Raw genomic sequence first — 19286 nt, 5'->3', positions numbered from 1 at the left:
GTACGAGATTATAAAAACTTAGTTAGCACATTTAACACTCATAAAAAGCCTGTTTAGCCCACTCCCCTTAGGTCCCACAGAATGTGGTGTAGGGCCCAAAACTCGCGGGAGCTGATTTGGCATATTCCTCGGCCCCGTGCTGTGGCGTATAGGGATTGTCGAGTACCCTAAGCAAGTTTTCGAACGGCTGATAATCGGCTCTTTGCTCTGCCGCTTCGATGGCATGCTCAACCTGATGATTTCGAGGGATATACACAGGATTAACAGCATTCATCATGGCAACGCGGTCAGGCAGAGAAAGCGTTTCTTGGGACGACTCTTCTCTTAACTGCCTTCCTCTTGCTTGCACATCTCGCCTGAGGCGCGCCATCCATAACGTCTTCCACTGGATAAACTTAGCGGCATCATTGAATAACTCGTCGCTTTCCCAGCTTGTACTCTCAAGGTTAATATCTTCGGTACTCTCGCTCTCGAGACCGCAAGTTTCAAGATCGCTAGCCAGTTGGCGGAAGAGCTGGCTAAAATCCACCTCCTGCCCCGACATAGACTCAAGCAGTTGCTCGCATAGTGCTCGGTCGCCTTCCTCCTCGTTAGATATACCCAGCTTGGCTCGCATGCCGGTGAGCCAATGGCCTTGATACACATCCCAGAACTTGGTAACGGCTTGGGTGGCTTTCACTACCGCTTCCTCTTCATCATCGCTTATCAAGGGCAGCAAGGTTTCGGCTAATCTGGCCAGGTTCCACTGGGCTAAAACTGGCTGATTAATATAAGAGTAACGTCCGTCTCTATCGATGGAGCTAAATACAGCTAGGGGATCATAGTCATCCATAAAGGCGCAAGGACCATAGTCTATAGTCTCGCCGCTAATGGTCATATTGTCGGTATTCATCACCCCATGAACGAAACCAACCAATAACCAGCGGGCGACTAACTCAGCTTGCTTGTCGCAAACCGCACCAAGAAAGTCCAGGTAAACCTGTTGGCTGCATTTAAGTTCTGGATAGTGACGCTCGATGGCGTAATCGGCCAGCTGCTTAACCTTATCTTGCTCACCGCGGGATGCAAAAAACTGAAACGTGCCGACGCGTATATGGCTGGTTGCGACGCGAGTGAGCACGGCTCCAGGCAGGAGTTGAGTACGCATGATCTGCTCGCCGGTGGTGACTACGGCTAGCGCCCTGGTGGTGGGGATGTTTAGTGCATACATGGCTTCACTGACGATATATTCGCGCAGAACGGCGCCCAATACCGCCTTACCATCTCCCCCTCGTGAAAATGGCGTCCGGCCAGAGCCCTTGAGTTGAACATCCACACGTTTACCGTCTATATCTAGCACTTCCCCCAACAATAGTGCCCTGCCATCACCGAGTTGAGGACTGAAGCCGCCAAATTGATGCCCGGCATAAACTTGCGCTAATGAACTGGCACCTATTGGCGCCTGGCTACCGGAAAACACCTCGGCTAATTGAGCCGGATTTTTATTACTCAGGCCGATACTATGCGCCAATGGCGTATTTAATTTCACTAGCTCAGCATTTGGCGCTTTGGCCCCCGAGCATAAGGTATAAAAACCCGCTAATTTTTCTGCATAACTATTGTCGAAGGCCAACCCCAGATCTATCTTCACACTACTCATCATTATTCCCATGCCATAGAGACAAAAGTATTCTTGCAACCCTAGTCCCTACCTTACCTCAATCTGCACCGGAAGGTGATCCAGATTGGATTATTCCCGGTTCATTCGCTTTATGCATAAACTTAATTCATATGACGCGATAGTAAACATGAGCGCCGAAATCTAGCCTCCCCGACATTAATCCTATTTAATAGAATGTTTAGTGCGATATTTCGCGATATTCATTCTATTATCCAGAGGGTATGCTGTCGTTAATCGCTAGCACAGCAGGCAGAGGTTAAAAATATAGCCAAATTGAAACGACAATACTCAGAAAAATGCATCATGACTCATACAAAGGATGGCACAAGGGCTGACTAGAAGGAAGGAACAGGGAGGATGCCAACATCTACAAGCTGGCTGCCGATGGGACGCGACGGTACTGCTCATCGGCGCATCTAAGGGCGTTGGCGCGGCTTGTGTGCATGAGCTTTAAGGCTTTTCCTGAGAGGGGTTAACCTGGTACTCGTAGCCAGAGGGTTAGCGAGTTTATAAGAGTGAGTGAGGCCAATACCCTAATGCCAAGGTGTTGACCCTGACGGCCGATATTGCCGACCTTAAGGCGTATGAACAGTTAGTCGCGGCTAGGGTTAAAAGATTTGGCGGCATCAATGTCTTAGTGAACAATGCTGGCCTGCGCCATAGAGGCGAATTGAGTCAAAGATCGCCGGAGCAGATAGCGGCCATGGTGGATGTGAATCTATGATCGCCCTGTTTGTGGCAGCACTCGTGATCCCCCTAATGCCTAAGTCAGGCCCGCATGGTTTAGCGGTAAACTCACTACATTAGGCTAGCTGTTCCCCAGCTTGCGCCGTGCAAGTCGTGGTTTGCTCTATCCCATCGGCCGTAAGAACAAGGAAAAATACCGCCGACGTCAATCTTAAACCTGCAGTGATTTCAACATAGAGAATGATCAACAAGGCTATTTACTTATACTTGAATTCTGGATTATAGTCACCCACAGGGCTCCCCCTTATGGCTAGCTTTATCTCTGACGCTAACAAGAGAAAATTAACACCAATTAAATAGGAATATTCTATGGCTAAACAACATAAGTCCGGCACCGGTATGCCACACGATAGCGGTCGCGGCACCATCAAAGACAACGCCTTGAAGGCATTAGTCACCAGTAAGCTTTTTAGAATGAGGACCGAGAAACCCAAGAAGGGCAAGGGTTCATACCAGCGCAAACAACAGAGGGGGCATATGCTGAAGGGCAATGCCCCTTTCGACTTTTTAACCTGCTAATAAATTTAAAATCCCCTCCTCAATTCAGCTAAAACATTGACTACTTTCCGAAAAAACCTATCAAAAGCAACCTCTTCATTAGCCGTAAATAAATTAGATTTTCAATTGACAGCATACCTTAAGAGATACACTATGCATGCTCACTTAACTCCCCCCACAAGAGTAAGAAACAGGGTTTAGTTCATGTTGTTAACTCAATCTCAGGCAAATCATCCAGATAAAATGCTATTAGTGCACAAGCGACTCTTGGTCCCCCATGCACAAACCCGAGCGATGAATTGTGTGTGGCTTAAACCGCCCGCGGATGAGATGGAGATGGCGCACTAGTCTACACCATTACCCAGCCGCAGAAGATAGCATTGCGGCAGATAACTCCCCCTTCCCGCCCCGCTCTCTGCTCGGTTGACCACAAGTTTGATATTCAAGACCCATGTTTTGATTCAAATTATTAATATCAGCTGTCAGCGAGGCAAAAGATGACAAAGCAAGTCCCGGCAACACTGTCCAGAATGGTTCCCGCAGCCTTTTTATCTGTGGTTTTGATCTGGTCTACCACACCATTGGGCATAGTCTGGAGCAGCGAGTCTGTTCATCCGACCATGGCTGTGTTGCTGAGAATGATGATCGCCTTGTCACTGGGGAGCTTGATCCTCTTGATAACCCGTATTCGAATGCCTTGGAGCAAGACGGCAATGAAGCTCTATGGCGTCTCATCCATAGGCATAGTCGGCGGCATGTTGCTCAGCTACTTTGCGGCTCGCTATCTGGCGTCGGGAACCATGTCGCTGATCTTCGGCCTGTCGCCGCTCATTTCAGGCTTACTGGCGCAGAGGTTGCTCGGTGAGGCCAAATTTGGCCCCATGAAGCTACTCGCCCTGGCCATGGCTTTTATCGGATTAGGGATTGTCTGTTCATCTAAATTGTCATTGGGCTCAGATAGCTGGATTGGCCTGGTATTGATGTTAACCGCGGTGTTTCTATTTAGTCTCAGCGGCGTATTAATAAAAACCATTAAAATAAATATTCATCCCATTGCCAGTACAGTAGGGGCATTGGCGTTTTCGACACCCATATTTATCTTGGCCTGGCTGATATTCGACGGCACCCTGCCAATAGATACATGGCAGCAGCGATCACTCTGGTCCATTCTGTATCTGGGAGTGTTTGGATCCCTGATAGGCTTTATCGGCTATTTCTATATTTTGCAGCATCTGCAGGCCAGTACTGTCGCCTTGGTGACCTTGATAACACCCGTGTTCGCCATGATGTTAGGGGCCCAGCTTAATGGCGAGACAATCACCAATGCCTTAGTCATAGGTGCCATGTTTGTGATTTCCGGTCTGGGCCTATATCAGTTTGGCGAAACTGCCGTGGATGTTATCAAGCGCAAGCGAATGAAGAAAAAGAGCGGTGAGCTTAAATAGATGCTGACACAAGTTCAGCATCTGGGAGAACACCCATTGCAGTAACAATAAGAATCAATGGAGTACTGAGATTGGTTTTGCTGATGTATTTGTGTCAGTGAACATCTGATAAATCAGGCTGCCACCGCTAAGCAGCACGGCTATGATGAATAGCCGTGCTATGACAGCCGATGAGGAGATAGGGATCTTACTATTGCCATTACCTAGATAGGGCTTATGACCCTGCACATTATCAGTATTGGCTTCGACCCCTTCAATATGAGCCTGGATGGCATTGAGTTTACTGTCGAGTTTAGTCTCTATCAGAAAAAAGATGGTGTCCCCGACCTTAGGACGTCTGCTCATGTGTTTCAATACCGAGATATGGATAGATATGTCCAGCTCGCTGGCTGGACCATGTAAAGTGATCATATCGGCATGAGACGCAGCTGGCCTGATAAATCCGAATCCCTTGTCATCGTTCCAGTGGCTCAATACGCCCTTTAACATCTGATTTTTCATACCTGTATCGAGTGCCATCCTAAAAAAATCCAGTGCAAAGTTTAGCTAAACTCATCTCAGAGTCTATGGCTATTTTTCATGTTGCTCATTGCTTGCAGCTTTTGCTGAAAATGAGTATCGAGTTTAAACCACAAGTCTGCCGTTGGGGCCACATTCTTCATAATGGTGTAGTCACCCATCTTGCCCACATAAAAACGAGTATACTTATCGGCCATAAATGCAGTTTGAGCGAATAGCTCACCTTTACCCACAGCATCACAGCTGATCTTAATCGGTAAGGTCTCAGATATTGAAAAGTCAGCAATCTTAATCACCTCCCCCTTAACCCTGAGCGACTCCTTAGACAATATCTCTATCAGCTCATCATAATGGGTTTTACCATCGCAAACACCAGGTATCTTCACCCAAGAACCTAGGATAAGCGGAACTAAGTTTTTACCTTGTTCATGTTTATCTGCATTAACATACAGGCCGATCCCAACTCCGCTCCCAGCCAGTAAGATAAATAAGCTAAGCAAGAATACCTTGGTAATTTCTGAGGACATTGGCCCCTTCACTGATACTGGAAATTAGATTGTGTTCAAGTTATCCCAATAGAGATAAAACATCCATAGCATATGGTTAAAAGCCTACAAACGATGACCCTGGCTCTTAGGGATTGGTATTCCCCTCAGCCAGCAAGCAAGCAAAAATTTTGGCCTAATAAAATACCGGGGAACCAGTGAGAAAATTCATTGCTATAGCAGAATAAGCTCTTCTAGTTATAACCTCTAATAAAATCTTTCTCCAAATTAATCACATCTTCCTTGGCGCAATGCGCCTCCTTCAACTGATCTAGCTCTTCGGCGGCGAGCAACTTGATGACATAATCGACTCTGCAACGATATGAGCTAGAAGTCTCATAAAGGTGATGATTGATTTTAAAATGTAACTTTGGCTCAGCAGGATTAACTTGACTGGTAATTGACATGATAGCCTCCTCATATGACTCATCTATATCCTTTATATTGGATATATACAGCTAGACTTAAATGCAGCATATGCTGTGCCAAGAAACACTATAACCATGAGTAGAGAGTTTTTAATCCCTCGTTTTTCATGGGGCATAAAAAGATAATCATTTGAAATTATTACTCACCTAACTGACATTTAAAGCAGATAACCAATGCCTAAAAATAATATCAGCTGGAGATTGTTATTCGCGAAATGCAAAAAAATCAACCAGCGCCTCCCACTTTGCAATGCATCGTGAATGGTATAGCCTGTTTTCGCCCACTACATCAGCTAATCGTCTAACTTGGAGATCGCTATCCGGCTAATATCTTTGCCCCACAGCTGAATGATTTTTCTGGTTTTATCTTTATTGAAAAAGCACTTACCAAAAATGATTATCCCCGCCCCCTCAAGATCCCTGCGTTCATGGATATCGAATCTCTGACACAGGGCCTGTTGAAAATCCTCGATGGGTATTCCCACATCTCTGCAATCGGCAGGATTAAGCCAGTGCATATTTTTATCACTATGAGAAAGGGTTCCCCAGTACATACGCGGCGCACCATTATCCGTAGGCTCAGCATCGGCAAAGTTAACGAACAAATTTTTGGCCCGCCAACGATACTTGTCATCGGTATAGACCCAGAGATCTGATCCGGCTAACTCACTGCCCCTAAGCAGGCTGTGAAGCAGTTTATCTAAGCCCTCCGTGGAGACTCGGCTCATACCAGACTGCTCATCTTGGCTTCTTGTGTCTGAGTCTATTGCTACTAAGTCTGTATTACCTTTATCTTTACTCTTAACCACAATCTTTTTATCTATTGAGTTAAGGCTAGTGCGCTTTCCTCCAGCTCGCTTAGAGAAATCTATCACCAGAGCATCGCTGTCCACCAGCAGCTGATTCACTTCTATGGCGGCAAGCTCTTCACGCACTTTGACATTTGAGGGGTTAAATTCGTTGCAATCAACCTGATGATAACGAGAACCAAAGCAGGCGGCCTTGCCATCTCGCGAGGCTTTACGAAAGTATGCCTTACCGTGACAAGCTGGGCAGATGAGAGACTGACGATACTTTTCAATATCGGCATCACTCAGCTTTTGAAACTTAAACACAGTATAAGTAACTGGCTTGGTCTCATCTAAGGTGCAGATGGCATCTAACATAGGGCTATATGAGTCTCTGGCAGTGTATAGATTAACGCTAACCTAAAGCCAGGTTCAATGATACTGGCCCCCATAAAAAAACGGCGCAGTTGTAGCTCAGAGTTATCTATACTCATCATTGAGTTCATTCTAATTTGGCTAAAAACATTGCCGAAGATTCGGTACTTAGCAGTGATGGCTCTTGGCATGTGTTGCGATAGCTAAACAAGAGAACTGTGACCCATTTAAGCGTTAGAACGGATGATCTACCATCACCCAAGTGTTGCTCCCCTCATCTGAAACCGCAATATCTGTCCTTATCACTAGGCCGGCGGCCATAAAACGCAAAGAGAAACCTGCGTCATATTTAAGATCTGTTAACAGCTCACTGGCAGTATATTGCGCGCCCACTCTTCCCGCCTCGACGAATCCCACCAGTTGAAACCAATCAATCTTGAGAAACTGGAGCCAATTCACATCTTCGATGGGGTTATATTTAAGGGTATATCGATATTCCGCAGAGCCGTATATGGCCGCTTTATCGTGGAAACGATTCTGATCATAACCACGCATTCTATAGAAGCCTCCTAAGGTTGCGCCCTCATTATAGGGGGCATTGTTGACCACTCTCTTACCGCCAAACTCGTCATATTCCAGCTCCCATGATGGCGAATATCCAGTCCAGAAGTTTAATGCCAAGATTCTTTGATGAGCATAATCAGACTCGCCGAAGGAAAAATACTGACTCATGTCTAAATTGATAAATGTCCACTCATTGTCTGAGTCAAGCCAGCCGGCATCATGAGAGATTGAAAAGTACTGACTACTGCCTCTGGAAGGATTCATGGAAAAATCTGTGTTGTCATGCAAGATCCCCAGCTCGATAGCGTGAATCGTGCCATCGGACTCGCCTTCTTCAAACTCAAAACTCTGATAGCGATTAAACTGACGCAATACCATCACGGTCGCACCATATTTCAATGGGTTCCAATCTCCTCCCCCACTGGGCTCAGAGATTAGCAAACCATCCTTGAGCTGGTATTTCACCATGCCTTTGTCGGCAGTAGCGCCTATGGGAAGGGCATATTCGAGTTTAATGTCGAACCAATTAGACGAACCATCGGCCTCGAGGAACTGGGTATTATTCGAGCCATTACTGCCTGGGAGAGGCGTCCCCGCAGCAATGAAATGTTGAGACCCGCCCGCATAAGCGCGCTGCTGAGGATAATAGCCCATCATGCCATAAGCACTTAAATAGAAACGTTCAGTGTTTGGCAGAAGGAAATTCCACACACCGCCTCCCGCCCCCTTGCTCACTTCACCGCCAAATATTGTGCCGCCTATGGTCATCTGATCTTGATAATACCCATTGAGCATGCCGCCGACACCTATATTCAACCCCATCGACTCTGAACTGAAGAGATAAGGTAAGACTAGGCTCTCTTTTACTCTGTTGGGTGATTCTGTTCGATTAACCGATGTTTTCACATTGGCCGCGGGGGTGGCGAGAATGGAAGCACTGAATAACAGGCCGAAGCAGACTGAGATAGAAGAAAATGATAAGCAGTTTACTCTCATAGGCGTCGGTTTCCATTAGATTATAATACGGATAACAATTAAGCATTTAGTAATGTATCACCTGCATACTAGCAATTCGACTACCAAAGCGCAGCATTAAATTATTCTCTGATAGCAAGAGATATCATCACAGGGGCATGATCGGTACTCTGGCTGTCATGCTCGAAGCTAGGATTGATCAAATGGCGGTCATAGGTTTCATAGCGAGCGACCTCGGCCAGACTCAAATCATTTTTGGCATCGAACTCACTCGAGAGCAAGATGTAATCCAGTACCGAGCCTTTAGCAAAATAATAGTGGGTGGCAGTCCTGGCCTGTTCCGATAGGCTATATTGACTCGCTTGGTATAAATCATAGGAATCTTGTAAACGATAAAATCCTAACTGATGGGCTACATCCCCCATGGCCCCTAGGCTCATATCGGCTTGGGGCTTGATGCGGGTATCGACCGAGGTGAGTGCGGCAAGCACGCCATCGCTCAAAATATCATTAAAATCCCCCATCAATATCATAGGGTTTTGTGTCTGACTTCGACGTTCAACCATGGCATAACGCAATAATACAGCCTCGCTGCCTCGCTGAACGCTCGAGCCCCATTGTCCCAGCGCCTCCATGGCGAGTAATTGGCCAGTATTGAGTTGCGCATCTGCAGTACGTTTTCTAAAAGAGCTGGTAGCGGAATTAGCCTCGATATCCTGTGCATCGAACAGGGCTCGTTTAGACTTAAAGTGCACCACATAGCAATCACATAAGCCAAGTTTAGGCAGTTCAACCGTAGCCCTAAGGGGCTTACGGCTAAACTGAAACTCACTCGCTAGCCCCATCTGCTCGGCCCATTCTCTATCGGCGTTAACCGATACCGCTTCCTTGATAGGATAACGTGAAGCCAATGCCACGACAGGCTTACTATAGATAAAATCGTCCATCACCTGAGGCGAGTCCAGCACGCTAAAGTAGTTCAGGCCGCAGGCTTTAGTGAGGCTCTGCAGTTCATCTGGGCTAAACACCTCCTGAAAACCAATCACATCGGGCTGGTGCTCAATAAGATACTTGCCAATCCAGTTTAACTTCTTCTGCCACTGTTCCTGAGTGTAAATATTGTCAAATTCATAGAAGGCATCGGGAGGCGCAATAAAATTAAACAGATTAAAGCTGGCTATCTTTAATTGATAATGGCTATCTGAAGAAGTTGATAACAAGGCTGAACCTAAAAATAGCGAATACTTGTGAGCAGATTATACCGAAAATAACTCTAAGGATAGTTTACATAGCAGCCTAAGGTAAAATGATAACGGGTCAAGCTAATATCCGTCAGGGGACCAACAATGAGTGTAAGTCACAGCTTTACTTTACTGCACTATGGCGACGCATATTATCGAGGTAGAATCATCTGCCGATTGAATCGTTCAGCTTGCTTTATCTTTTTCCCCTCAATCGGCCAGGAGTATGATGCAAACCACAGCTATCGAACGAGTTAAGTCAGCTTTTATCGCCGGTCTTTGGGCAACCTTGGCCAGTATAACTATCGGCTTTGGTTTTAAAATTTGGCTAGCCCAATGGGTAGCCAAAGAAGATCTGGCTCTGTATCACACCAGCATAGATATCATCTCACTGTCGCTGATCTTGATGACAGGATTTCGCTCCTCCATGGTTGTGAGCTACTCGCAAACACAGAATGATAAAGATATAACCAATATTTTTCGTTATAGCCTGATCACTATGGTATTGCTCACCTGGGGAGTCGTCTTACCTTATATCAAGCACACATTAGGTATCCAAGTGGAGTACTTACACTTGGTCGGTATCATCTTAGGCATGGGATTCAAGGTCTACTTTACCAATCAGATAGCCATGTACCGTATGTACAATATTTCCAACAAGGTGACTTGGATGGAGCCCTTAGCCCAGATCTTAGTCTTCTTTATCTGCTTCTATCTGTTAGGGCAAGCCGCCATTGCCTCGCTATTCTTTTCCATGATGCTCTCCTCTCTCGCCATGGCTGGTTTCATGTTTATCAGCCGACGAAAACAGATAGCGACAACGCCTTTTGACTCGGTAAATATGGACCCTAGCCTAGTCAGCTTCGTGAAAAAAAGTTTTACCGCATCCCTGGAGGCGGGGGCCAGCATCTTGATGATCTACATTACCGTGCTACTCACAATCGCTCACTTTAGCATCGAAGAACTCGGAGACTTTCAGGTGGTTGTTAGGCCTGTGATCACCTATCTGACATTGCTGTTTGTTTTCCCTATCTATCGATTCGTGTTGCCTGAACTCGCCGTATGTGTTCGACATTCTGACACCCTGCAAATTAAACAGATAAAAAAGTGGATCTATAAGCTGGCCGCCATCGTCGGTTCAGGTTTCTTCATTACTATGCTTTTATTAAAGCCCACGGCTTATTTACCCAAAGCTTGATGATTAGAGTCAGTGGCATCTTGGGATTAATAGCGAGCTACTATATTTATAGCCAAGTGACTGACAATGTTGTGGCGGTGATATTAGCCCTAGGTACCGGCTACCTGTTGATGTTTATCTTATCAAGCTTGGTAGAGAGGCAGATCCACAGGAAATCACACACCAGTATGCCTGAGCGATAAACTGCAAAATATCCGCGTCTTTATCCGGAAATATACTGCAAACGCCGACACTCACGGTGAAAAGCGACGGGTCGCCATATCTAGCCACAAGATCTTTATCTCTATTGAGCGTCAGACTCAAGGTTTGCGCCACCTCTCTTAAACATTGATCTCCCGCCAGATACCATAGGTGTCGTTATATTGCTTAAAGTGGTCAATATCTATCATCATTAAGCCGAGTCGAGACTTGTCTCTGATCGCTTTTTGCCACTCCTGCTGCAAGCTTTCGTCGCAACTGCGCCGATTGGGGATCTTAGTTAAACTATCGGTTAGGGATATCTGCTCTAACTGACGCTTGGCAGCATTGGGATCTGCGGTTCTCTGTTCTCTATCGAGTCGGCTCACCTCAATATGGCATAGATAAATAGCGCACTTAACAGCACAAATATTAGAATAGAGCACACCGGCGTCTTCGGCTAAACCAGGGTTAATATCTTGCCCATAGACAGGATCTAATGATTTATCAGCTAATAAATAATAGATACCCTGTGCTGAAGTACGTTTAATCGCACTGTCGAACATGTCTTCGATTCGATATACGCCCAAGAATTAACCACAAACTAAGGTTAAAGTCAGTAACTTGTTACTAAGCTTAAATCTTAAGCTGATGATGATGAAATAATAATCGGAGTGCAGCTAAGAGAGGGAGGCTTCGAATAGAGGGCGTCAATTACTTCTTCGGGGCTTTAAAATCTATCACATCCCCCTTCTGCAAGATTAACGGTTCTTCGATACATACTCTATTTTTTCCTAAGTCTTTGGCTAAATATAATAATTTATCTGCTTTGGTACTGAAAGCCAAAGGGTCGCTGTTCTGTGTCGGGTTGACGCTGATCACCCCAAGACTGATGGTCACATATTCTGAGACCCTCGACGGATCATGGGGAATATGTAATTTTTCAATAGCCATTTGACACTTATCAGCCAAGAGTGCGGGTTCATTGGTATTTGGCAGTAAAATAACGAACTCTTCACCACCATACCGAGCGACTAAGTCTGTGTTACGGCTCATGCTACTCTTCAATGACTTGGCCACATCCCGCAAACATTGGTCTCCCGCCAAGTGTCCATAATGATCATTAAACTGTTTAAAGTTATCGATATCGATCATGATGAGGGAGAGTGAAGTATTACTTCTAACGGCTCTGTGCCATTCTTTCTCGAATTGCTCATCAAATTTGCGACGATTGGCAATCTTGGTCAAACCATCGGTATGAGATAATTCTTCTAGCTCCAATTTGGCTTCATTCAAATCTTTGGTTCGTTCCTCTACCTCGACCTTGATTAAAAAACTACGTCGAATAATGGCATAGGTATAAGCACCACAAAGCAGTGTGAATAAAATGCCGAATGCACAACTGATGAAAGGCAGTAAGCTTCTACGTTCCGCGATATAGCCAAGCATAGGCGTCGCCACTAAGGTCCACTGTCGGCCTCCGAATCGACCCAAGGGTTTATTGTAGGTGAGCTGAATCTGAGTCCTATTGAGACGTTGCTCGCTAGCATAACTGGAATAAAGTTGCTCGGCTGAAACACTGGTATTATCAACCAATGTCAAATTAATGCCTTGAGCGCCGGTATACTTGATCGCCGTTTCGAACATATCTCCGATCCTATACACCCCGAGTACGAAGCCTATCAAGTTCTCTCGACGTTTAATTAACGTATTAGGCTCGCCTCGATAGATAGGCATAAACATCAGAAACCCTTTCTGATTGGATGTTTCCTGTACTAAGGTGATGCTGGCCGTCGCCAATGAGAGGTCTAGATCCCGAGACTTCTTAAGGATTTTATCTCGTTTTGGGTTTGATGCTAAGTCAAAACCGAAAGCCACCTCATTGCCTTCCATAGGCTCGACATAATAGACAGGAAAATACTCCTTTCGCTCGGTCGCTCGGATCATACTCCCCTGAAACTCACGCTCGGTGAATTCAAAATCAGGATGAAGTTGTCTTCTTTGCTGCTCATACTTTTCGCGCTGGCCCAGAGTCACCCTAGGGACCCACTCTAATGCCTGTATATTCTGATGCCTAACCAAGAAGCTACTGGCCAGTGTTCTAAATTCACTTTCGGTCACATTATCTGAACTATTGTATAAGCCCTTGACCGCATGGAGCACTTCTAAATTAATCAACAGCTCTCGTTCTAAGGCTGCCGCCTTATCATCAACATCTCGCCTAAAATCGGACTCAATGGCTAATGTCTCATTTTGATAGAAGCTGTATCCAATCCCAGCAGATAGTAGGATGCCTATCAACATGAAAAACAGGACTAGGTAGTTAGAGAAAATGCTCAAGGTGCGCATGATTAACTCTCTCGACTTAAATAGACTAGAGCGACAAAGGAAGAAGTAGACTCAAGATGTGACAATGTTTTACTCTGCTTTAAAAAAGAAAAAAGGCTACCAGCCTTGCCCCCCAGTAAGCTTAAAGTTCCAAGGGTCAAAATAATGCCAGAGTGCGATACAAACAACATAAATAAGTTATATTAGTTATCCCTTTTATGCAATTAACTCCCGCCCCAATCATCTAATTTTTATCACCGATAAGAAATAATCTAGAAAAAAATTAAGCCGATGATAAGAGACATCATGATAAACAATGAAAAAATGATAAAAACTCTTACTTTAGACTAGTTCTAACATTCAAAAAATCAAATGATATTTTTCTATTCCTTATTAATTCATTGATAATACCAATTGGTATTAAACAGACCTAGGGCAGAGTTAAATGCCAATTAATCAAAATGTAGGATGATTTCCCCCTAGACGATTTGCTAAAAAACCTATCACTGAAACCTGATATTGACTGGATGGGGATGCGACTCAATTTGGTAAAGTTTGTGAAGCGTGACAAACTTTACCAAATAAACCTAAAAATAATTCTCGAAAATCATACCTAGATCACACTGCCCCCCAAGCTGGCACCCGTTAATTAAGTCATACTTAAGTATGACCTTTTATGCTGGATTTATTAGATACTAAATGGCGTATCGATAGCTTGTTTTATTATTCAGGCAAATATTTCGATATTAAATACCCGTCGGTATAAGCCAGCTTCACCTATCACTTTTGAGGACAATCAATTGATAAAACACATAGCATTAGCGTTAACTCTGGCTTTAGCCCCCTTGAGTAGTTTTGCCGCACAATTTGAAGAAGGTAAGCACTACACTCAGATTGCCGAAACGGCAAGCGTGCAGCCAAAACTCACCGAATTTTTATCTTTATATTGCCATAACTGCTACAACATGGAAAAACAGTATCTTGGTGAGATTAAAGCCAGCCTAGATAAGAGGGTCAGCTTCGATAACAAGCATGTAGACTTTATGAATAACGCAATAGGTACAGAAGTCATGCGCTCTCTGGCTGTGATTCAAGAACTCAATGCCGGTCACAAGATGACTCTCGCCATGTTTGCCGCGATTCAAGGTGACGAAGGCGCTCATGATCATGATCACGGCGCACATGAGAAGCCAAAGATTAATAATCGTGACGATATCAAGAAGGTCTTCGGCGACAATGGATTCGATATTAGCCAATATGATGCTATCGCCGACAGTAAAGCCGTCGATGCCAAGATTGATTTGTGGCGCGTGCAGCAAAGAGACTTTCAAATCCAGAGTGTCCCGGCATTTGTTGTCAACGACAAATATGCGGTCAACATGAGTTCCATCCGCACACTCGGCGAGCTGATCGAGCTCATTAATTACCTAGCCCTAGAGCGTAAGTAATAGCAGTAGATGTAAGCCTAAACAATATCTATAAACTAGGGTCTAGGCCCTAGTTTATAGTTCAATTTCTGATGAAATCCAGTAGATGTAGACATGCACAGAAAACATGTATCAAGATAAACCCGATAAAACCTTTCACTAGCAAGATGTGGTAACCGCGCCACAGTAAAGCATCCGTACTGCCTTGTAGAAAAAACCAGCTCACGCCGCTAAAACCAACGCCAACTAAGAGTAATATCCCTAGGCCTTCGATGCAGCTAAACAAGCCACGCCCGCCAGCCACAGGAATTCTACCTTTAACCAGCCCGGAGAGGTCTCTACTGAGCTGAGTAAAGTCAGCCAGCAGCCAAGGAAACATTTGTCGCCACTGACCCCTCACACTATGAGTGATCAGCATACTCACCGACAGCCCAGCAGTGACCCATCCCAAGTAAACATGTAAATAATCCCATATTGAAGCACTGTTACGCAGGCCTCGTCCCATCAAGATCCAGCCACTGGTGCTAATCAACACCGCAGATAAGATGATGATACAGACATGTTGATAGTCGACCAGCTTAGCAAGCAGCCGACTTAAAACTGAAGAATTAGCCATTAAAACCTTCTACTTATATAACTGCTCCCCTAGCAAACACTAGAGCAGATCGAGTTCCTTGACGAAAACATCGACTAGATGCCAATCCGTGTACTCGATCTTAGTGTTCACCGCCGTTGGCCCCTTGGTTATCCACATGATGAAGCGAATGATGCTCCTGTCTAACCAGTTATAGCCCTGATAATCCAGCTTCCCGGCAAACACCTTAACGAAATTAGGCCGCCATTGGGTCTTACTCAAGAAAGCCTGCATATAGGGGTTAGTCTCGGGAGTATTCCTACTGGCTTTACGCGCGACTAAACTCACAGAGAAGAAGCCGCTAGATTTAGCGTCTAACGCCTCAAGGTGGGTGTCAATGAAGTGATAAACTTCAGGGTGATGTTTGCCGTGGCGAATACTGGCACCTATGATGATTTTATCGAAGCTGTCTAAATCGACTTGCTCTCCAAGGCTAGCGAGCTGTACGTCGCAACCGCTATCACTAGCCCTTAGCTGGCTGGCAATATATGCGCAAATTTTTCTGGTTTGGCCGTGCACACTGGAATAAATAATCAAGATCTTGTCCACCTTCCCTCCAAGGTTTTCTCAACAGATCGAATACCAATATACTAATGTAAATAAATGATTTTTTACTTGAAACAGATCACGAGGCACGAGGCTAAAGTCAGTGATACTTTTATCTGCATCACAAATTATTATCTTAGGTATCTAGTAGCAGGTAGAACAAGGGGAAATAAGGGCAGGAAATAAAAAGCGGAGCAATGACTCGCTCCGCCATAAGTTGGACTACAGGCTTTAAACCATAGGCTTTACACTAGCTAGCTTTAACACTAGCAGGCTAGGCGTTACAGTGACATCAAGAAGGCGACAACTTGATCTCGCTCCGTCTTAGTCAGCGCCATAAAGTCATTGCGACTCTGCTCACCTTCTCCGCCATGCCACAATATCGCCTCTTCCATCGTGGCTGCACGTCCGTCGTGCAGGAAGCCTGCTAACGGGTTTATCGTCTGAGTCAAGCCTATGCCCCATAATGAGCGGGTACGCCACTCATTACCGTCGGCAAGAAAATCAGGACGGCCATCGGCTAGCTCTTCGCCCATGTCATGTAGCAACATGTCGGTGAAAGGATAGATGGTCTGCCCCTTAAGCGCATCTATCATAGGCACGCCGCCAATATCGCCAGAGGACTGAGTCACGAAGCTGGCCTTATGACAACCGGTACAGTTAACTTGCTCAAACAGGCGCGCGCCTTCACGTACATTGGGATCATCGACATTACGTCTGGCTGGCACGGCTAAGGTCTCGGCATAGAAGACCACAGAGTCACTGAACTCGGCACTCGCCTCGGGCTCACCATTGACATCTTCTCCCGTGTCAACGAAGCCGGTTCTGGTCAGATAGCTATCATGTAAGGCAGTACCGAATACGCTCTCATCGGGAAACAGTGGGTTAGTGATGCCGATATCACCACGCAAAGCCCCCAGAGATTGTACGCGTACACTCGGGGTGTTGGCCTTCCAACCAAAACGCCCCAGAGACACAGGATGGGTGTCACCCGCACGTTCTTTTATCGCATCGAATACCAGGTTTGCCCGGCCGGAGATCTTGTCGCCATCGGCATCGTTTTCATCCACCAAGGCCAAGATATCCGCCTCGGGAATCGCCTCGAGCAAGCCCAGGCCAAATACGGGCATGCCGTTACGCCAGCCCAGCAAGACATCGTCCTGGAGGATATCTGATGTCACGTTAGCACTGCTTAGGGTCTCACCCGGTGCATCATAAGGGTTTTCTACCGCGAACAAAGGCTTCTTCAGAATGATGCTTGAGCCATCGGCATAAGTCATCTCCTTAGTTTCATAGGAGAGGTACACATCCGCCTGGCCGCCAAACATATTATCTTGCCAATCTGGACGCGCCTTGAGCACGCCGCGGTGGAACAGCTGGCCGCCAAAATTAGGCACTGGAATTGGCGCACAGTAATCATTTGCCGCAGTACCTTGGCTACATGGCTCTGCAGCTGCCTTGCTGATACGCAGAAATAGCCCAGTGGCAGAACTTAGTTTTATGCGGGCTTCACCGGCTGGCACTAAAGGCGTCGAATTGCGACCATCTCGCTGGTGACATGAGTTACAGTCGGTATTGTTAAATACCGGGCCCAAACCATCGAGATCTGGATGTTCGACGTTTGGCGCCGTGGTGAAGGCTGTCTCGAAGCTAAGATCGCCTTCGAGGTGAAGCGCCAGACTCGCAGCGGATAAATTAGGCGCTGGCGTCGAGAAACCATGACCGGACTCGGAGGCATCAAAGGTCGTCGTCTCTCCGCCGCTGGCCTTGATATCGGTAAAGCTGGGGTATACTTTTTCTTCGGGTTTAGGTTCAGGGGCATCGTCTCCTGAGCCACCACAGGCAGTTAAGCCAAAGCAGATAGCGACAGCTAATCTGGTATATTTATAGCGATTAACATTCATCATCTTCATCCCACACACATTTTTACTTAAGCGAGTATTTCTCTATCCTGAGCTAGATACTGCTAAAACAGCTTGCTTGGTATTAAAAAAGGAGGCCATTGCTGTGCCTCCTTTCTTTATCCAATCACATCGATATTAGCTAGAGAGCTATACTTTCCACTTATTAAGTAGAGGCAAAACTTCATCCGTGAGACTAGCCTGTAGCTTAGAAAGCGCATCGATGGCAGTCTGGATTTTTACGCGGCCGTCTGCATCTGCGATTGCCTGACGAAATGGCATGTTGTTAGAGCCCTTGATAGCCTGGATCTTGATGATGGCATCATCAATTTCACTGCCTACCCGCGTGGCAAGCGTCGCATCGGCGGCCATAACGAAATCGATAATGCCTTGCTTATCACTGGCCCCCGTTAGCTCACCTTGATAGACATTGCGCACACCTATGATGTTATCGCTGAAATCTGTCAGTGAGTTCCATGAGTACTGCGACTCAACCTTAGAGGTATCGGCGGTGGCTGCCGACGTGCCAAATGGATCGGCAATCTTACCGTTACCCACTTCATCCACTATGCCTATCATGCCGTTTACCAGCTCCTGTACCACGCCGACCTGAGAAGTGTAGAAGGTGTTATCGGCTGTTCCCGGGTTCTTAACAAACTCACCATAGGCTTGAGCTGATTGGCCGTCATAGCTCACCTGCCATGCATCATCTAGGGTCTTGGTGTACTCACGGAACACATCCGCTAAGCCCATCAGATATTCCGCTTCCTCTGTGCTTAAGTCGGCAATCAACTTCTCGTTATCGGCGACGCCATCACCAAATAACAGGTATTCCATGGTGTGGAAGCCTTGAATATCATCGTTCCAACCCTTGATGGTATCGGCAGAAAAACCACCGGCATTGTCCTTTAATATCTCAGTAAGATCACTGGTGTTCAGTGGCCAGCTATCTAGGTGCGGATCTATGCTCAATGAATCTACTGGGCCAAAGATATGTGACTCACCTTGTTCCCAGGGTTGACGCGCCGCCTTCCAGGCTTCTTGTGCTGCAAGCAGGTTTTCCTGAGTCCGGTCATTCACCAGGGTCTGAGACGCAAGAAGCATCTCCTCGCCTTTCATCGCCAGCGTCGAGTAGCCGCTGATAATTACATCGTCGGTCAAGTTAGTGATCATCTCAGTCGCGGCAAATTCAAACTTGTCATCGCTATCTGAACCGCCACATGCGGCGAGTGTAGAGATGAGTGCTATTGCGACTGCTGAGTACTTAAGTTGTTTCATGTAAAGCTCCAT

The 19286-nt window shown here is 46.0% G+C and carries 18 protein-coding genes and 1 pseudogene; 6 read left to right on the top strand and 13 right to left on the bottom strand.

The features are described 5' to 3' along the window. Window positions 1-67 precede the first annotated feature (67 nt). Entirely contained in the window at window positions 68-1678 is a 1611-nt protein-coding gene (locus HRU42_RS03190) for a YdiU family protein (protein ID WP_295028899.1), read from the bottom strand. A gap of 526 nt (window positions 1679-2204) precedes the next feature. Here HRU42_RS03190 and HRU42_RS03185 point away from each other — a divergent pair. From HRU42_RS03185 to HRU42_RS03170, 4 genes are all read left to right on the top strand, one after another. Further along, entirely contained in the window at window positions 2205-2384 is a 180-nt protein-coding gene (locus HRU42_RS03185) for an SDR family NAD(P)-dependent oxidoreductase (protein WP_295028898.1), read from the top strand. A 332-nt stretch (window positions 2385-2716) separates the two neighbouring features. After that, window positions 2717-2926, top strand: coding sequence for a ribosome alternative rescue factor ArfA (locus HRU42_RS03180; protein WP_295028897.1), 210 nt, complete (start codon window positions 2717-2719; stop codon window positions 2924-2926). A 183-nt stretch (window positions 2927-3109) separates the two neighbouring features. Beyond that, entirely contained in the window at window positions 3110-3253 is a 144-nt protein-coding gene (locus tag HRU42_RS03175; protein WP_295028896.1) for a hypothetical protein, read from the top strand. Window positions 3254-3402: 149 nt separating this feature from the next. Next, the gene (locus HRU42_RS03170) at window positions 3403-4350 is read left to right on the top strand and encodes a DMT family transporter (protein WP_295028895.1); all 948 of its coding nucleotides are present in this window, start codon (window positions 3403-3405) and stop codon (window positions 4348-4350) included. 54 nt (window positions 4351-4404) lie between these two features. On the opposite strand, the gene HRU42_RS03165 is transcribed toward HRU42_RS03170, so the two are convergent. The 6 genes from HRU42_RS03165 to HRU42_RS03140 form a co-directional block, all read right to left on the bottom strand. Then, window positions 4405-4869, bottom strand: a complete 465-nt coding sequence (locus HRU42_RS03165; RefSeq protein ID WP_295028894.1) for a cold shock domain-containing protein — start codon at window positions 4867-4869, stop codon at window positions 4405-4407. A gap of 38 nt (window positions 4870-4907) precedes the next feature. Further along, complete coding sequence (locus tag HRU42_RS03160; protein WP_295028893.1) at window positions 4908-5396, bottom strand: hypothetical protein; 489 nt, start codon at window positions 5394-5396, stop codon at window positions 4908-4910. A 212-nt stretch (window positions 5397-5608) separates the two neighbouring features. Beyond that, window positions 5609-5821 carry a hypothetical protein gene (locus tag HRU42_RS03155; RefSeq protein ID WP_295028892.1) on the bottom strand — a complete coding sequence of 71 codons (213 nt, stop codon included), beginning with the start codon at window positions 5819-5821 and terminating at the stop codon, window positions 5609-5611. A 314-nt stretch (window positions 5822-6135) separates the two neighbouring features. After that, on the bottom strand, window positions 6136-7008 hold the full coding sequence (locus tag HRU42_RS03150) for a hypothetical protein (protein ID WP_295028891.1): 873 nt from the start codon (window positions 7006-7008) through the stop codon (window positions 6136-6138). A 231-nt stretch (window positions 7009-7239) separates the two neighbouring features. After that, entirely contained in the window at window positions 7240-8565 is a 1326-nt protein-coding gene (locus tag HRU42_RS03145; RefSeq protein WP_295028890.1) for a BamA/TamA family outer membrane protein, read from the bottom strand. Window positions 8566-8666: 101 nt separating this feature from the next. After that, entirely contained in the window at window positions 8667-9764 is a 1098-nt protein-coding gene (locus HRU42_RS03140; RefSeq protein ID WP_295028889.1) for an endonuclease/exonuclease/phosphatase family protein, read from the bottom strand. 247 nt (window positions 9765-10011) lie between these two features. Between HRU42_RS03140 and HRU42_RS03135 the strand changes: the two are divergent. Then, a pseudogene (locus tag HRU42_RS03135) lies at window positions 10012-11165 on the top strand (hypothetical protein). 138 nt (window positions 11166-11303) lie between these two features. On the opposite strand, the gene HRU42_RS03130 reads toward HRU42_RS03135, so the two are convergent. Together HRU42_RS03130 and HRU42_RS03125 are read right to left on the bottom strand one after the other, a co-directional pair. After that, complete coding sequence (locus tag HRU42_RS03130; RefSeq protein WP_295028888.1) at window positions 11304-11750, bottom strand: diguanylate cyclase; 447 nt, start codon at window positions 11748-11750, stop codon at window positions 11304-11306. 124 nt (window positions 11751-11874) lie between these two features. Next, window positions 11875-13509: a CHASE domain-containing protein gene (locus HRU42_RS03125; protein ID WP_295028887.1), complete on the bottom strand. Its 1635-nt coding sequence runs from the start codon at window positions 13507-13509 to the stop codon at window positions 11875-11877. A gap of 779 nt (window positions 13510-14288) precedes the next feature. Between HRU42_RS03125 and HRU42_RS03120 the strand changes: the two genes are divergently transcribed. Then, the gene (locus HRU42_RS03120; protein WP_295028886.1) at window positions 14289-14936 is read left to right on the top strand and encodes a thiol:disulfide interchange protein DsbA/DsbL; all 648 of its coding nucleotides are present in this window, start codon (window positions 14289-14291) and stop codon (window positions 14934-14936) included. A 61-nt stretch (window positions 14937-14997) separates the two neighbouring features. Here HRU42_RS03120 and HRU42_RS03115 read toward each other — a convergent pair whose 3' ends face one another. The 4 genes from HRU42_RS03115 to HRU42_RS03100 all read right to left on the bottom strand — a co-directional run bounded on the left by HRU42_RS03115 (window position 14998) and on the right by HRU42_RS03100 (window position 19274). Continuing rightward, window positions 14998-15531 (bottom strand): cytochrome b/b6 domain-containing protein, encoded by a 534-nt coding sequence (locus HRU42_RS03115; RefSeq protein ID WP_295028885.1) that lies wholly within the window; start codon window positions 15529-15531, stop codon window positions 14998-15000. A 39-nt stretch (window positions 15532-15570) separates the two neighbouring features. Then, window positions 15571-16098 (bottom strand): menaquinone-dependent protoporphyrinogen IX dehydrogenase, encoded by a 528-nt coding sequence (gene hemG / locus HRU42_RS03110; protein WP_295028884.1) that lies wholly within the window; start codon window positions 16096-16098, stop codon window positions 15571-15573. 278 nt (window positions 16099-16376) lie between these two features. Then, the gene (locus HRU42_RS03105; RefSeq protein ID WP_295028915.1) at window positions 16377-17999 is read right to left on the bottom strand and encodes a di-heme oxidoredictase family protein; all 1623 of its coding nucleotides are present in this window, start codon (window positions 17997-17999) and stop codon (window positions 16377-16379) included. A gap of 147 nt (window positions 18000-18146) precedes the next feature. Beyond that, window positions 18147-19274 (bottom strand): imelysin family protein, encoded by a 1128-nt coding sequence (locus HRU42_RS03100; RefSeq protein WP_295028883.1) that lies wholly within the window; start codon window positions 19272-19274, stop codon window positions 18147-18149. Window positions 19275-19286 lie beyond the last annotated feature (12 nt).

Origin of the sequence: Shewanella sp. (genome assembly GCF_013214165.1) — a bacterium.
Classification (GTDB): Bacteria; Pseudomonadota; Gammaproteobacteria; order Enterobacterales; family Shewanellaceae; genus Shewanella.
The sequence above is the reverse complement of the archived record's forward strand: the minus strand, read 5'-3'. Positions and strand labels throughout refer to the sequence as shown.